Origin of the sequence: Nocardiopsis sp. CA-288880 (genome assembly GCF_050955985.1) — a bacterium.
Lineage (GTDB): Bacteria > Actinomycetota > Actinomycetes > Streptosporangiales > Streptosporangiaceae > Nocardiopsis > Nocardiopsis tropica.
The window spans coordinates 1,216,709-1,232,097 of sequence record NZ_CP192105.1 but is presented as its reverse complement, the minus strand read 5'-3'; the positions used below and the strand labels follow the sequence as shown (position 1 = coordinate 1,232,097).

General features: G+C 71.2%; 14 protein-coding genes. 11 read left to right on the top strand and 3 right to left on the bottom strand.

What is annotated here, in order from left to right:
• Nucleotides 1-46: 46 nt before the first annotated feature.
• On the bottom strand, nt 47-421 hold the full coding sequence (locus tag ACQPYD_RS05455; RefSeq protein ID WP_330157451.1) for a BlaI/MecI/CopY family transcriptional regulator: 375 nt from the start codon (nt 419-421) through the stop codon (nt 47-49).
• A 694-nt stretch (nt 422-1,115) separates the two neighbouring features.
• Between ACQPYD_RS05455 and ACQPYD_RS05450 the strand changes: the two genes are divergently transcribed.
• The 4 genes from ACQPYD_RS05450 to ACQPYD_RS05435 all read left to right on the top strand — a co-directional run bounded on the left by ACQPYD_RS05450 (nt 1,116) and on the right by ACQPYD_RS05435 (nt 7,246).
• Entirely contained in the window at nt 1,116-4,742 is a 3,627-nt protein-coding gene (locus ACQPYD_RS05450) for a multifunctional oxoglutarate decarboxylase/oxoglutarate dehydrogenase thiamine pyrophosphate-binding subunit/dihydrolipoyllysine-residue succinyltransferase subunit (protein WP_433700034.1), read from the top strand.
• Nucleotides 4,743-4,756: 14 nt separating this feature from the next.
• Entirely contained in the window at nt 4,757-4,939 is a 183-nt protein-coding gene (locus ACQPYD_RS05445) for a DUF6104 family protein (RefSeq protein ID WP_267948366.1), read from the top strand.
• A 315-nt stretch (nt 4,940-5,254) separates the two neighbouring features.
• On the top strand, nt 5,255-6,106 hold the full coding sequence (locus tag ACQPYD_RS05440; protein WP_267948365.1) for a DUF4097 family beta strand repeat-containing protein: 852 nt from the start codon (nt 5,255-5,257) through the stop codon (nt 6,104-6,106).
• The gene (locus ACQPYD_RS05435) at nt 6,107-7,246 is read left to right on the top strand and encodes a PadR family transcriptional regulator (protein ID WP_433700033.1); all 1,140 of its coding nucleotides are present in this window, start codon (nt 6,107-6,109) and stop codon (nt 7,244-7,246) included. It abuts the gene before it with no gap.
• Between the two features lie 579 nt (nt 7,247-7,825).
• On the opposite strand, the gene ACQPYD_RS05430 is transcribed toward ACQPYD_RS05435, so the two are convergent.
• Nucleotides 7,826-9,019 carry an NAD(P)-dependent malic enzyme gene (locus ACQPYD_RS05430; RefSeq protein ID WP_433700032.1) on the bottom strand — a complete coding sequence of 398 codons (1,194 nt, stop codon included), beginning with the start codon at nt 9,017-9,019 and terminating at the stop codon, nt 7,826-7,828.
• A gap of 390 nt (nt 9,020-9,409) precedes the next feature.
• On the opposite strand from ACQPYD_RS05430, the gene ACQPYD_RS05425 reads away from it, so the two are divergent.
• The 7 genes from ACQPYD_RS05425 (at nt 9,410) to ACQPYD_RS05395 (ending at nt 14,947) form a co-directional block, all read left to right on the top strand.
• The gene (locus ACQPYD_RS05425; protein WP_433700031.1) at nt 9,410-10,327 is read left to right on the top strand and encodes an ABC transporter substrate-binding protein; all 918 of its coding nucleotides are present in this window, start codon (nt 9,410-9,412) and stop codon (nt 10,325-10,327) included.
• Between the two features lie 43 nt (nt 10,328-10,370).
• Nucleotides 10,371-11,333, top strand: coding sequence for an amino acid ABC transporter permease (locus ACQPYD_RS05420; RefSeq protein ID WP_433700030.1), 963 nt, complete (start codon nt 10,371-10,373; stop codon nt 11,331-11,333).
• Nucleotides 11,333-12,151, top strand: a complete 819-nt coding sequence (locus ACQPYD_RS05415) for an amino acid ABC transporter ATP-binding protein (protein WP_433700029.1) — start codon at nt 11,333-11,335, stop codon at nt 12,149-12,151. Before ACQPYD_RS05420 ends, ACQPYD_RS05415 begins: the two co-directional genes overlap by 1 nt.
• Before the next feature lie 187 nt (nt 12,152-12,338).
• Entirely contained in the window at nt 12,339-12,926 is a 588-nt protein-coding gene (locus ACQPYD_RS05410; protein WP_433700028.1) for a class I SAM-dependent methyltransferase, read from the top strand.
• 178 nt (nt 12,927-13,104) lie between these two features.
• Complete coding sequence (locus ACQPYD_RS05405) at nt 13,105-13,596, top strand: N-acetyltransferase family protein (protein ID WP_433700027.1); 492 nt, start codon at nt 13,105-13,107, stop codon at nt 13,594-13,596.
• 125 nt (nt 13,597-13,721) lie between these two features.
• A complete protein-coding gene (locus tag ACQPYD_RS05400) occupies nt 13,722-14,147 on the top strand; it encodes an anti-sigma factor (protein WP_267948356.1) in 426 nt (141 codons plus the stop codon).
• A gap of 41 nt (nt 14,148-14,188) precedes the next feature.
• The gene (locus ACQPYD_RS05395; protein ID WP_267950266.1) at nt 14,189-14,947 is read left to right on the top strand and encodes an RNA polymerase sigma factor SigF; all 759 of its coding nucleotides are present in this window, start codon (nt 14,189-14,191) and stop codon (nt 14,945-14,947) included.
• A 33-nt stretch (nt 14,948-14,980) separates the two neighbouring features.
• Here the strand turns inward: ACQPYD_RS05395 and ACQPYD_RS05390 are convergent, their stop codons facing one another.
• The gene (locus ACQPYD_RS05390) at nt 14,981-15,370 is read right to left on the bottom strand and encodes a hypothetical protein (protein WP_433700026.1); all 390 of its coding nucleotides are present in this window, start codon (nt 15,368-15,370) and stop codon (nt 14,981-14,983) included.
• Between the last annotated feature and the right edge of the window lie 19 nt (nt 15,371-15,389).

Below are 15,389 nucleotides of genomic sequence, written 5' to 3'. Positions count from 1 at the left end.
GCCCGCCCGGAACGGCCGTGCCCGGCCCGGCCTGCCCTGAACGGGGTCAGCTGGCGATGCCGCGGCGGCCCCGCACCTGGCTGAGCATCTGGTGGAAGCGCACCATGTCCTCGTCGCTGAAGCGCTCCACGAAGCTGAGCAGCGTGGCGCGCGGGTCGGGGCCCGTGTTGAGGACCTCGTCCATCACCCGCGCGGTGTACTCGGCGTGCGTCTCCCGGGGCCAGTACACCCAGGCGCGCCCGCACTTCTCCCGGTCCAGCAGAGCCTTGTGGAAGAGGATGTTCGCGACCGTCATGACGGTCGTGTAGGCGATGTCGCGGTCGTAGACCATGTTCTCGCGGACCTGGCGCACCGAGAGCGGTGCGTCCGACCGCCACAGCGCGTCCATGATGGCCGCCTCCAGTTCCCCCAGCCCCCTCATGGGCCTCCCCTACCCCGCGACGTCGGTGTGCTCGTCACCGAGATCGTAGACAGCGCGGGGCCTGTTCCGTGGGAGAACTCCGGAGAGCGCGCAGATCCGCGCATCCTCGGCGCCCCGGACCGGCGTTTCACCCGTCGGCGGCCCGCGGGGACCAGGGAAAGAGGCGGGACGCCGACCACCGGGCCACCCGGACAGGGGGAGGGGAAGGGGGTCCGCGGCCGGGCCCGGGTCCCCCCGCCTCCGCTGGGAAACGCCGGCGGAGAGGACCCGGCCGTCCTGCCCGGCCGCTCACACCCACTCCGACGCGGTCCGTCCGCCGCCGGCTCCCGCTCTCCCGGGACCCCCGAGTGGCACGCGCCACACCCCGGTCGGCCGAACGAGGACAGTGTCTTCACATCTCAAAATCCCCTGAAAACCATACAAAACAGACGGCATAACAACGCTTCGCTTAGTTACCCGTGCGTAGGGAGAGCAACGATGTGAAACATTGTTACCTATCTCCTAGTTTCAACAACGCCCGGGTTCCCCGCGAGGAGGCCGGTACAAGTAGCCTGGTATCCGACGAGTGCTGGCCAGGTCAGATGCTTCCCGCATGTGCGGGGATGCTCCCACGTTCCTTCGAGCCCGCCTTGCCAGCAGCCACCCGTCTTCATACACATTCACAAGCGAGCTGCGGAAGTGGGCGATCTCCGCCGTGTCGTCTGAGGCGTCTCAACCCCTGACAGACTTCGGTCCCAACGAGTGGTTGGTCGAGGAGCTTTATCAGAAGTACTTGAACGACCCGAACTCCGTCGACAAGGCCTGGTGGAACTTCTTCGCGGACTACAAGCCCGCGGAGACTGCCGGCGCGAAGGGCGGGGGTGCTGCCAAGGCGCAGGACCAGAAGACTCCCGCAGCCCCGGCGCCGAAGAAGTCCGCTGCCCCCCCTGCGCCCGCGCAGGGGAGCAAGGACGAGGCACTCCAGGTCAAGCAGGAGCGTCTGCGCGGTGCACCCGCGCGGACCGCTACCAACATGGAGTCGAGTCTGACCATGCCCACCGCGACGAGTGTGCGCGCGGTGCCGGTCAAGCTCCTGTTCGACAACCGCATCGTCATCAACAACCACCTCCGGCGCGGACGCGGTGGGAAGGTCTCCTTCACCCACCTCATCGGCTACGCGATGGTCAAGGCCGCCAAGGCCATGCCGGAGATGAACTACTCCTACGTCGAGGTCGACGGAAAGCCGGGCGTGGCCAAGCCCGAGCACGTGAACTTCGGTCTCGCGATCGACCTCCAGAAGGCCGACGGTTCCCGTCAGCTCGTGGTGCCCAGCATCAAGGGCTCCGACGAGATGGACTTCAACGAGTTCTGGAGCGGCTACGAGGACATCGTCCGCAAGGCCCGCGCCAACAAGCTGGGCGTGACCGACTTCCAGGGCACCACGATCAGCCTGACCAACCCGGGCGGCATCGGCACCGTGCACTCGGTCCCGCGCCTCATGCCCGGCCAGGGCACCATCCTCGCCGTCGGCGCGATGGAGTACCCGGCGGAGTTCCAGGGGGCGTCCCAGGACACCCTGAGCGAGCTCGGCATCAGCAAGGTCATGACGATCACGTCGACCTACGACCACCGGATCATCCAGGGCGCGCAGTCCGGCGAGTTCCTCCGCCGGATCCACCAGCTCCTCCTGGGCGAGGACGGCTTCTACGACGAGATCTTCAACTCGCTGCGGATCCCGTACGAGCCGGTGCGCTGGGTGCAGGACATCCACGTCAACAAGGCGACGCAGCTCGACAAGACCACCCGGGTCCAGGAGCTCATCCACGCGTACCGCGTGCGCGGCCACCTCATGGCCGACACCAACCCGCTGGACCACGAGCAGCGCAAGCACCCCGACCTGGACGTGCTCGAGCACGGCCTCACCCTGTGGGACCTGGACCGCGAGTTCCCCACCGGGGGCTTCGGCGGCAAGCAGGTCATGAAGCTCCGCGACGTGCTGGGCGTGCTGCGCGACACCTACTGCCGCACGGTGGGTATCGAGTACATGCACATCCAGAGCCCGGAGGAGCGGGAGTGGATCCAGTCGCACGTCGAGCGCGAGCACGAGAAGCTCGACCGCGACGAGCAGCTGCACATCCTGCACAGGCTCAACAGCGCCGAGGCGTTCGAGACCTTCCTCCAGACCAAGTACGTGGGCCAGAAGCGCTTCTCGCTCGAGGGCGGGGAGTCGCTGATCCCGCTGCTGGACGGCGTGATCTCGCGGGCGGCCAAGGCCGAGCTGGACGAGGCCGTCATCGGCATGGCCCACCGCGGCCGGCTGAACGTGCTCGCCAACATCTGCGGCAAGTCGTACGGGCAGATCTTCGGCGAGTTCGAGGGCAACCTCGACCCGCGCAGCGCGCACGGCTCGGGTGACGTCAAGTACCACCTGGGCACCGAGGGGGTCTTCGAGACCCGCGAGGGCGACAGGATCCAGATCTCGCTGGCCGCCAACCCGTCCCACCTGGAGACGGTCGACCCGGTCGCCGAGGGCATCGTCCGTGCCAAGCAGGACGTCCTCAACAAGGGCCCGCACGGTTTCACGGTGCTGCCGATCCTGATCCACGGCGACGCCGCGTTCGCCGGCCAGGGCGTGGTGGCCGAGACGCTCAACCTGTCGCAGCTGCGCGGCTACCGGACCGGCGGCACGGTGCACGTCATCGTGAACAACCAGGTGGGCTTCACCACCTCCCCGGCCGACAGCCGCTCCAGCGTGTACGCCACGGACGTGGCGCGCATGGTGCAGGCGCCGATCTTCCACGTCAACGGGGACGACCCCGAGGCCGTGGTCCGGGTCGCGCACCTGGCCTTCGCGTACCGCCAGGCGTTCAACAAGGACGTCGTGATCGACCTCATCTGCTACCGCCGCCGCGGTCACAACGAGGGCGAGAACCCCGCGTTCACCCAGCCGCTGATGTACGACGTCATCGACGCCAAGCGCTCCACCCGGAAGCTGTTCACCGAGGCCCTCATCGGCCGCGGGGACATCACCGTGGAGGAGGCCGAGTCGGCCCTGCGCGACTACCAGTCCGAGCTCGAACGGGCCTTCACCGAGACCCGCGAGGGCGAGAAGAAGCCGATCGAGCCGGGCGCCGTGGTCAAGCCCGAGGTGTTCACCGAGGGCCGCCTGGACCACTCCGCGGTGGAGACGGCGATCAGCTCCGAGACGGTCAAGCGGATCATCGACACCCAGGTGTCGCTGCCCGAGGGCTTCACGCCGCACCCGCGGCTGGCGCCCCAGCTGACCCGCCGCGCGACGATGGTCGAGACCGACGCCATCGACTGGGCGACCGGTGAGCTGCTGGCCTTCGGCGGGGTGCTGCTCGACGGCCACCCCGTCCGCCTGATCGGTCAGGACAGCCGCCGCGGCACCTTCGGGCAGCGCCACGCCGCCATCATGGACCGCGACACCGGCGAGACCTACACGCCGCTCAAGCAGTTCGACGAGGGGACCACCCGCTTCCACGCGCACGACTCGCTCCTGAGCGAGTACGCGGCGCTGGGCTTCGAGTACGGCTACTCGCTGACCCGTCCGGACGCGCTGGTCATGTGGGAGGCGCAGTTCGGCGACTTCGTCAACGGCGCCCAGACCGTCATCGACGAGTACATCACCGCGGGCGAGCAGAAGTGGGGCCAGCGCTCCAGCGTGACCCTGCTGCTGCCGCACGGCTACGAGGGCCAGGGGCCGGACCACTCGTCCGCCCGCATCGAGCGGTTCCTGCAGCAGTGCGCGCAGGAGAACATGACCGTCGCGATGCCGTCGACCCCGGCGAGCTACTTCCACCTGCTGCGCTGGCAGGCCAAGTCGCCGTTCCAGCGCCCGCTGGTGGTGTTCACGCCCAAGTCGGTGCTGCGCCTCAAGGCCGCCACCTCGGCCACGTCCGAGTTCACGTCGGGGCACTTCCAGCCGCTGATCCCGGACGACTCGATCGCGCCCGACAAGGTGCGCCGCGTGGTGCTGTGCTCCGGGAAGATCTACTACGACCTGGACGCCGCGCGCCGCAAGAGCGGTGACAAGCACACGGCGATCATCCGGGCGGAGCGGCTCTACCCGCTGCCGATCGAGGAGATCCGCGAGCAGCTCAAGGCCTTCCCGAACGCGGGCGAGGTCCTGTGGGTGCAGGAGGAGCCGGCGAACATGGGCCCGTGGCCCTTCGTCGCGCTGGTCTTCTCCGAGCAGCTCGACCGTCCGTTCACCCGGATCTCGCGTCCGGCCTCCTCCGCGCCGGCGGCCGGTTCGGCCAAGCGCCACGAGGCCGAGCAGCGTGCCCTGGTGGACACGGTGTTCCCGCCCGCCGACTGAGGACGGGGCAGAGCGTGTACTACACCGATCGCGGGATCGAGGAGTTGGAGGGCCGCCGCGGCGAGGAGGAGGTCAGCTTCGCCTGGCTCGCCGAGCAGCTGCGGGTGTTCACCGACGTCCACCCCGAGTTCGAGACGCCGGTCGACCGGCTGGCCACCTGGCTGGCCCGGTTGGACGACGAGGACGACGAGGAGTAGTCACCGCCCCTCCGCGTGAGCGGCGGGGTGCGAGGGGCCCGGGTCATGGCGACCCGGGCCCCTTTCCCGTGTCCGGGGCCGGACGCCCGGCCGCCTCGGGGCGCGCCCGGCGGGAGGCCGTACGCGCGGCCCGGGCCGCCGGGCGCCCCGCCGAAGCGCTCGCCCGCGGAGCCGGACCGGGGCCCGGGCCCCGGTCCGGCCTCGGGGAGAACCCCTGCTCCTCCCTGAACCGCCCCCGAAACTACGCGACATATCTTGAGTTCCCCCCACTCGCGACATATCGTGAAGGCACAGAGCAAGCGAAGGGATCACACGATGGCGCGTTGGACCATCGACAGGCCGATGACCCAGACCCTGGACGGCATCGTCGCGTTGCGGGTCCGGATCATCGGCGGTCACGTCAACATCCTGCCCACCGACGACCCGGCCACCTTCGAAGTCACCGACATCGTGGGCGACCCCCTCCTGGTCACCCAGGAGGCCGGCATCCTCACCATCCAGTACGAGGACCTCACCGGGCCCGGTTTCCTGGACCGGCTCCGCCCGATGCAGCTCTCCGCCTACAAGCGCGTGCAGCACCGCAGGGCGACCGTCAACCTGCGCCTTCCCCACGACTGCCCGGTGGAGGTCACCACGGCCACCGCGCCCATCGTGGCGGCGGGGATCAGCGCGCGCAGCCAGCTGCGGACCGCCTCCGGCGAGATCACCCTCGACGAGGCCTCGGGCGAGACCGAGATCGCCACCGTCTCGGGCAACACCGCCGTGCGGGGCGCCAGCGGCAACCTCAAGTTCAACAGCGTCAGCGGCCAGCTGGCGGTGGCCGGCGGCCGCCTCTCCGCGCTGAGCGCCAAGACGGTGTCGGGCCAGCTGCTCGCCGACACCGACATCGCGCCCGCCGGCCGGGTGCGGCTCAACTCGGTGTCCGGGGAGATCGCCCTGCGGGTCCCCGCCGACACCTCGGCGACCGTCGAGCTGCGCACCTCGACCTCGCCCGTGAACTCCGACTTCGGCCTGGACCGGCGCAGCGCCCCGGCCAGGACGATCCTCAGCGGAAAGATCGGCAGCGGTGTCGACCCCGCCTCCATCACCGTCAACTCCGCGTCGGGGCGAACCGCGCTGCTGCGGCGCGCGCCCGAGGCACCGGCCGCGATCCCCGAGGGGGCCTGAATGAGCACCATCTTCGGCCACGGCAGACTGCGGCTCTACCTGCTCAAACTGCTGGACGAGAGCCCGCGGCACGGCTACGAGATCATCAGCCTGCTCCGCGACCGCTTCCTCGGGGTGTACTCGCCCTCCCCCGGCACCATCTACCCGCGCCTCGCGCGGCTGGAGGAGGAGGGCCTGGTCACCCACACCGAGGAGGGCGGCCGCAAGGTCTACCGGCTCACGGACAAGGGCCGCGCCGAACTGCGCGGCCGCAGCGGCGACCTCGACGACCTGGAGAAGGAGCTCACCGACTCCGTCCGGGACGTCGCGCGGGCGGTCAAGCAGGACGTGCGCGCCACCATCAGCTCGCTGCGCGAGGAGCTGAAGTTCGCCGCGGGCGGCGCGCGCCGCCCCGAGCCCCCGGCCGGGGGCGACCGGGCCGACCGCGGTCGCGACGAGGCCCCGGGGCCCGCCCCCTCCGCGGAGGAGGCCGACACCTCGGAACGGCGCGCCCCGGAGGCCGGGGAGGCGTCGGAGGAGTCCTCCGACCCGCAGGACGGGGCCCGGGGCAGGTCCGGGGACCAGGGCTGCGAGGACGGTTCGCGCTGGGCCCGCGAGTGGGAGCGCTTCGCCCAGGGCTTCGGCGCGTTCGGCGCGGTCTGGAGCCGCGGTGACTCCGAGCGCCGGACCGGGGGGCCCGAGTTCGACCAGGCTCTGCGCGACTTCGGCGACAGGGTGCGCGACGTCGTCCGCGAGGCGGGCCACGTCGGCGAGGCGGCGGCGCACGACCTCCGGCGCATCCTGGACGACACGGTCGAGGTGATCCGCAGGGACGCGCGGAACTGGGGCCCGACCGGGGACGGCGACACCGGGTCCGGGACGTCCGGAGACGCCGCCGGGGAGGCACGGGACGCAGGGGTCGCCCCCGACCCCGGGGACTCCGGCGACTCCGGCGGACCGGCCGGAACGCACGCGGCTCCCGGGGAGCGGGCCCAGGACGGGCCGGAGGCCCGGCCGATGCCCTCCGCCCCGGGAGCGGACCCCTGGAGCGAGGCCGTCGGCGATCCCGGTGACGGGAACACGGACGGCGCCGCGGAGGGCGGCGAAGCACCGGAACCCGGGAGCGGCCCCTCCGACGGGGGCGGCGGCAAGGACCGGTAGCCGGACGATCGGGGCCCGGCAGGCGTCGCGGGGGCGCGCCTGCCGGGCCCTCCCGTGTCCCCTCCCCCTCCGCGGCGGGGTCGGGGGAGGCCGGGGCCCCGGAGGGGCCGTGCCCGCCGCGGCGACGGGGCGTCAGCGACCGCCGCGACCACCGCGGGTCCCCCGCGCGGCGGGGAGCTCCCGCCACCGCTACGCGCCCACCGCCGGGGACGCGGCCGGGAGGCACACCCCCGCCGCCCGGGCCCACGGGACACCGGGTGCCGGAACCCGGCGAGGCGCGCGCGCACGCGCGAGGCGCACGCACGGGGGCGGGCCTCACCGTGATGTACCGGCCAGCGCCGCACACCGAGGGGCGCACGCACGGGGCGGGTCCGGCCCGCCCCGGACGCGCCCGTACAACGGGAACGGGAACGGGAACGGGAACGGGAACGGGAACGGGAACGGGAACGGGAACGGGAACGGGGCCCCGGCGCGTGCGCGCCGGGGCCCCGTCGTGTCACCGCGGACCCGCGCGGTGCGTCCCGCGGCCGCTTCCGACCGGTGCCTCCACCCCGCGACCGCGGAACGGTGCGCGCGGCCCTACGCGCGGACGACCCCGTCCTCGCGGGCCTGGGCGGCGACCGCGGCCGAGACCGCGGGGACCACCCGCGGATCGAAGGCGCTGGGGATGACGTAGTCGGCGGCCAGGTCGTCGCCGACGAGCCCGGCGAGCGCCTCGGCCGCGGCCAGCTTCATGTTCTCGGTGATGTCCGTGGCGCGGGCGTCGAACGCCCCCCGGAACACGCCGGGGAAGGCCAGCACGTTGTTGATCTGGTTCGGGAAGTCGCTGCGCCCGGTGGCGACGACGCTCGCGTACTTGCGGGCGACGTCGGGGTGCACCTCGGGCTTGGGGTTGGCCATCGCGAAGATGATCGCGTCGTCGGCCATGGTGGCCACGACCGACTCCGGCACCTCCCCGGCGGACAGGCCGATGAACACGTCGGCGCCGGCGAGCGCGCTCTCGATGGAGCCGCGCAGCCCGGCCCGGTTGCTGATCCCGGCCAGCTCCTGCTTGACCGGGTTCAGGCCCTCCCGTCCGTCGTGGATCATGCCCTTGGAGTCCGCGACGGCGATGTCGCCGATCCCGCCGTCGATGAGCATCTTGGTGACGGCGACCCCGGCGGAGCCCGCTCCGGAGACGACGACGCGCAGGTCGGCGAGGGTGCGGCCGGTCAGGCGCGCGGCGTTGTGCAGCGCGGCGACCGTGACGATCGCCGTGCCGTGCTGGTCGTCGTGGAAGACGGGGATGTCGAGGCGCTCGCGGAGCCGGCGCTCGATCTCGAAGCAGCGGGGGGCCGCGATGTCCTCCAGGTTGATCCCGCCGAAGGACGGGGCCATCCGGACCACGGTCTCGACGATCTCGTCGACGCCGGTGCAGCCCAGGGCGATCGGCACGGAGTCGACGTCGCCGAACTGCTTGAACAGCAGCGACTTGCCCTCCATGACGGGCAGGGAGGCCTCGGGGCCGATGTCGCCCAGGCCCAGCACCGCGGTGCCGTCGGTGACGACGGCGACCAGGTTGCTCTTCCAGGTGTAGGTCTCGACGAGCTCGGGGGTCTCGGCGATGGCGTCGCAGACGCGGGCGACGCCGGGGGTGTAGGCGAGGGACAGCCCCTCGTGGTCGTGGACGTCGACGGAGGAGGAGATGTGGAGCTTGCCACCGCGGTGCAGCGCGAAGGCCGGGTCCTCGTCGAGGTGGGCATGCTGGTCTTGGGTACGCGAAACGGTCGTCACTACTCAAACCCCTCGGTATGCGTGTCCACCCGGCCGTCGGCCATGACGGGGGCGGACCTTGGCAGTGGTGCGAACCGCGCGCGAAGAAGTGAAGGTGCCAGGGGAGCTCTCCTCCGGCGCCGGTCGGCCATGACCGGTGGTGTCGCCGGGGGTGAGTCGTTCTTCGCCGGACTCTTATGCGAGTACTGCGCGGTCGCCTCTCACGGGGATGACCCGTTACGCAATCCTCTCACAACGGTGACCACAGGAAAATCGCGGGTCGGCACGATAGGACGGCACCGACTTATCAGCTTTTGTCGCACAATGATCTCAATAGTCGTTTTGGCTCGGGCGGTGGGGCCACGAACCCGCCTCCGACCAGGCACTCCGTGCTCTGAAGGAGACCCCACGATGGCTCTGCTCAAGCCCCACTCCGCGCCTCTCGCCCTGGGCGCCCTGTCCGTCGCCGGCGTCCTGGCCCTGACCGCGTGCGGCGGGGACGGCGGCGCCTCCGAGGAGACCGCGACGCCCGAGGCCCCCGCCGTCGAGGTCGACGAGGAGCTCGCCGCGCTGGTGCCCGCGGACATCGCCGAGGCCGGTTCCGTCACGATCGGCGTCGAGGCCTCCTACCCGCCCGGGGAGTACCTGGACGAGGACGGCGAGACGGCCCTCGGGTTCAACGTGGACCTGGTCACCGCGGCCCTCGGCAAGCTCGGCCTGGAGGCCGAGTGGGTGCCGACCGCCTTCGACTCCATCGTCATCGGCGTCGACACCGGGACCTACGACCTGGGCTCGTCCTCGTTCACCGTCACCGAGGAGCGCATGGAGCAGGTCAACATGATCAGCTACTTCTCCTCCGGCACCCAGTGGTTCGCCCAGACCGGCAACCCGCAGGACGTCGACCCCGACAACGCCTGCGGCATGCGCATCGCGGTCCAGTCCGACACCACCCACGACGCCGACATCGAGGCGCGCAGCGAGGCCTGCGTCGAGGCCGGCGAAGAGGCCATCACCATCCAGAAGTTCGAGAACCAGCCGCTCGCGACCGAGACCGTCGTCTCCGGGGTCAACGACGCGTCCCTGGCCGACATGCCCACCGCCGTCTACGCGCTGGAGCAGACCGGCGAGGGCGTCCTGGAGCTCATCGGGGAGCAGTACGACGCCGCCCCGTACGGCGTCCTCACCCACAAGGAGGACACGGAGCTCGCCGAGGCCGTGGCCGCGGCCTTCAATGCCATCATCGAGGACGGCACCTACACCGAGATCCTGGGCGAGTGGGGCGTCGAGGCCGGTGTCCTGGAGACCGCCGAGGTGAACCCCGAGCTGTAGGGGCACACCCCCCGCAGACATCCACCGAGCGAAAGACTGACCTGTGCCCTCACCGACCGAACCGGTGAGCGGTCCGGGGTCGCCGAATCCGACCCCGGGCCGCTCCACCGAGCCCGTCACCGCCGTACCCGTCCGCTACCCGGAGCGGTGGGCCGCCGCGGCGGTGATCCTGGTCCTCGCCGCCATGTTCGTGCACATGCTGTTCACGAACGACGCGTTCAACTGGCCGTTCATGCTGGAGCACATGTTCTCGGACCCGGTGGTCCGCGGCGTGTGGGTCACCATCAGCGCCACCGTGCTCTCGATGCTCATCGGCATCGTCCTGGGCATCGTCCTCGCGGTGATGCGGCTCTCCGGGAACCCCGTCCTGACCGCGGTCTCGTGGCTGTACACCTGGTTCTTCCGGGGCGTGCCCCGCCTGGTGCTGGCGGTGCTCTTCGGCAACATCGCCATCCTGTACACCACGATCGCCATCGGCCTGCCGTTCGACAACTACTGGATGCCGTGGCTCGGGCTGGAGGGCGACGCCCGCTTCTTCGAGATCGACACCCGCACCCTCCTGAGCGGCTACGTGGCGGGCCTGCTCGCCCTGTCGCTCTCCGAGGGCGCCTACATGGCCGAGATCATCCGGGCCGGGCTCCAGTCCGTCGACAAGGGGCAGACCGAGGCCGCGCAGGCCCTCGGCATGGGCCGCGGCAGGATCATGCGGCGGATCACCCTGCCGCAGGCCATGCGGGTCGTCATCCCGCCCACGGGCAACGAGACCATCGCCATGCTCAAGGACACGGCGCTGCTGGCGTACGTGCCGGTCACCATCGAGCTGTTCTACCAGCTCCAGGCCATCGGGTCCCGGACCTACCAGATCTTCCCGATGCTGGTCGCCGCCTGCCTGTGGTACCTCACCATCACCAGCGTGCTGATGGTCGGCCAGTACTTCATCGAGCGCAGGTTCAACCCCGGCCAGTACGGCGGGATCCGTGGCCGCATCGTCGGAGGGGCTCACTGATGGGCGAGCAGAGCAGCGACCGGGTCATCGAGACGGCCGAGGGCGCCGAGCTGCCCGCCGACGCCCTCGTGGTGGCCGACAACGTGCACAAGAGCTTCGGGCGGCTGGAGGTCCTCAAGGGCATCGACCTCCAGGTCAGGCGCGGCGAGGTCATGTGCATCATCGGCCCCTCCGGGTCGGGGAAGTCGACGTTCCTCCGGTGCGTCAACCACCTGGAGAAGCTCTCCGCCGGACGGCTGTGGGTCAACGGGGAGCTCATGGGCTACCGGCAGAAGCGCGGCCGCCTGTACGAACTCCGCGACAACGAGATCGCCGCCCAGCGCAGCGACATCGGGATGGTCTTCCAGCGGTTCAACCTGTTCCCGCACCTGAGCGTCGTCGGCAACATCATCGAGGCCCCGGTGCAGGTCAAGAAGGTCCCGCGCGCGGAGGCCACCGCCAAGGCCCTGGAGCTCCTGGAGCGCGTGGGCCTGCCGGACAAGGCGAACGCCTACCCGGACCAGCTCTCCGGCGGCCAGCAGCAGCGCGTGGCGATCGCCCGCGCGCTGGCCATGGAACCGGCCCTCATGCTGTTCGACGAGCCCACCAGCGCGCTCGACCCGGAGCTGGTCGGCGAGGTCCTGGACGTCATGCGCGACCTGGCCCGGGGCGGCATGACCATGGTGGTCGTCACCCACGAGATGGGGTTCGCCCGCGAGGTGGGCGACTCCCTGGTGTTCATGGACGACGGCCTCGTGGTGGAGTCCGGGGTGCCCTCCGAGGTGCTCTCCTCCCCCAGGCACGAGCGAACCCGGGCCTTCCTGTCCAAGGTGCTCTAGAGTCGGTCTCCTTCCCCGGGCGCCCCGCACCGCCGGTGCGGGGCGCCCGCGTCCTCCGGCCCGGTCCCGGGGGGCCCGCCCGGGGCCGGAAGGCCGGAACCGGCCGGGAACGCGCCCCGTCTTCCCCTTGACCCGAAGACGGCGGGGACCCAGAGTCGTGGTGTAGGCGCCGCTGCCAGGGGGAGACATGGATTCGCGCACGGAGGACGGCCGCAGGCGCGGGGAGCGGCCGACCGCCCATCACGACCACGGCGGGCGCTTCCAGAGCCCGGCCATGCGCCGGACGCGGGAGATCCTGTGCGCCGGGGCCCGGGGGCACACGCTGGAGGTGGCGGTGGGCGAGGGCAGGAACCTGCGCCACTACCCTCCCCAGGTCCGGCTCACCGGCATCGACCCCGACACGGAGGCGCTGTCCCGGGCCCGCGAGAGGGCCGACGAGCTGGGCATGCCCGCCCGCCTCCTCGAGGGCGACCCCCAGGACCTGGACTTCCCCGACCAGACCTTCGGCACCGTCCTGTGCACGCTGGCGCTGTGCGCCGTGACGGACCAGCGGCGCGCGCTGGCGGAGATGTACCGGGTCCTGGTGCCGGGCGGCAGGCTCCTCATGGTCGACCACATCGAGTACGCCCGGCTGCCCGGACGGCTCGTCGAGCAGCGCCGCGAGAACCCGCGCCGCCTGCCCAGGGAGGTCGCCGCCGAGGTCGGCTTCGAGATCGGCCACCACGACCGCCTGGTCCTGGGTCTCGTCGAACGCGTGGTCGCCCACCGGCCCTGAGCGCGGGGGGCACCGGGCCGCGCCCGCCGCCCCCCTCTCCCGTGAGGACCCGCGACCCCCGGGCGCGGACGGCCGGGCGCCCCGTCCCCGGCCGCGCGGGCGGCCCACGGGTTCCTCCCTCCCCAGCGCATAGGCTGTGGGTGACCGTGTCCGCCGATCCGCGACCCGAGGTGACCCGATGATCCGTCCCGCCCGGCCCGACGACGTCCCCGTCATCCACCGGATGATCCGGGAGCTCGCCGAGTACGAGAAGGAGCCCGAGGCGGCGGTCGCCACCCAGGACGACCTGCGCACCGCGCTCTTCGGCCCGGACGCGTCGGTGTTCGCGCACGTCGCGGAGGACGTCGGCGGGGACGGCGACGCCGTTCCCGTCGGGTTCGCGCTCTGGTTCCTCAACTTCTCCACCTGGACCGGCAAGCACGGCGTCTACCTGGAGGACCTGTACGTCCGCCCGGAGGCGCGCGGCGGGGGCCACGGCCTGGCCCTGCTCCGGACCCTGGCGGAGATCTGTGTGGAGCGCGGCTACTCCCGCCTGGAGTGGTCCGTCCTCGACTGGAACGAGCCCTCGATCCGGTTCTACGAGGCGCTCGGCTCCCGGCCCATGGACGGATGGACGGTGCGCCGCCTGGACGGCGGGGCGCTGACCGCGCTGGGCTCCCCGCGGGACTGAGAGGGGGCGTTCGTCTCGCCTTCATTCCGGATCCACCGGACACGATCCGTTCTCCCTGCGTCAGTGGCAGGGTGAAACGAGATACATTGCTTTCAAGCGGCAACCTCGCCCCCCGAAGGAGGGACGTGACCGAAGAAACCGCTGTGCCCACGGCCGACGCCATTGGCGTCAGGGACGCTGTCACCGTCAACATGCCTGCGGACAGCGCTTATCTGTCCGTCTTGCGGACGGCGACGGCCGGCCTGGCCGCGCGACTCGATTTCACCCTCGACGAGATCGAGGACCTGAGGATCGGTGTCGACGAGGCCTGCGCGATGCTCCTCTCCCAGGCGTTGCCCGGCACAGAACTGACCACGGAATTTGAACTCACCCCCGAGGGAATGCGCATCTCCGTCTCGGTGCTCACCGCAGACGGCCGCCTTCCCGCCCGCGACACCTTCGCGTGGACCGTCCTCTCCGCCCTCGCGGGCGAGGTCGACTCGGGGGTCGGTCCGGACGACCGCGTCTACATCGTCCTGTACAAACGCCGCGGCACCCTGGAGTCGGCGTGAGCGAAAGGGGGCCCGCTCTGACAGCGAAGACCGAACACGCGGTGCCCGACCGGGCGCGAGCGAGACTGTTGTTCGAGCGCCTTAACGAACTCGACGCGGACTCCGAGGAGCGCCGTCGGATCCGCGACGAACTGGTGGAGCTCCACCTGCCCTTGGTGGAGTACCTGGCCCGCCGCTTCCGCAACCGCGGCGAGTGGCTGGACGACCTCACCCAGGTGGCCACGATCGGGCTGATCAAGTCCATCGACAGGTTCGACCTGGAGCGCGGGGTGGAGTTCTCCACCTACGCGACCCCGACCATCGTCGGTGAGATCAAGCGCCACTTCCGCGACAAGGGCTGGGCGGTGCGGGTTCCCCGCCGCCTCCAGGAGCTGAAGCTCTCGCTCACCAAGGCGGTCAGCGACCTGTCACAGCGGGAGGGGCGCTCCCCGACCGTCGCGGAGCTCGCCGCCCACCTCCAGATGACCGAGGAGGAGGTGCTGGAGGGCCTGGAGTCCGCCAACGCCTACTCGACGGTCTCGCTGGACGCTCCCGACAGCGGTGACGAGGACGCCCCCGCGGTGGCCGACTCACTGGGCATCGTGGACGAGTCCCTGGAGGGCGTGGAGTACCGGGAGTCGCTCAAGCCCCTCCTGGAACAGCTCCCGCCGCGGGAGAAGCGCATCCTGCTGCTGCGCTTCTTCGGCAACATGACCCAGTCGCAGATCGCCCAGGAACTGGGGATCTCGCAGATGCACGTGTCCCGTCTGCTGGCACGCACACTGGCGCAGCTGCGCCAGGCCCTGACCACGGACGACTGAGCGGACGGCGGTCCGCCGCGGGCGGCCGCGGAGCTACTTCCCCCGCTCCTCGGGGAAGAGCGCCGCGGTCGTCGGCGGCGAGAGCACCGCGGCGGAGGCGCACACCGCCACGCCCAGCAGCACCGCCCCGATCGCGTACTGCTCGCTGGTGAACATGTAGTAGGACACCACAGCGAGGAAGAGCTGCGTGACGAACACCGGCGTCCTGGCCCACTCCCTGAGCTGCCAGAGCCCCCGCGCGACGAACACCAGCAGCGCGCCCACGCCCAGGCCCAGGGCGGCCAGGGGGATCGCGTTGGTGAGGTCGCCGGCCCGGCCGGTGACGGCGATGACGAGGCTGTGGAGTCCGCCGACCGCCGCGGCCAGCCCGATCAGGGCCTCCAGTGCTGCTGCGGCGACGACGGTGACAGGACGAGAGGACACCCGACGAGCCTATACGCGC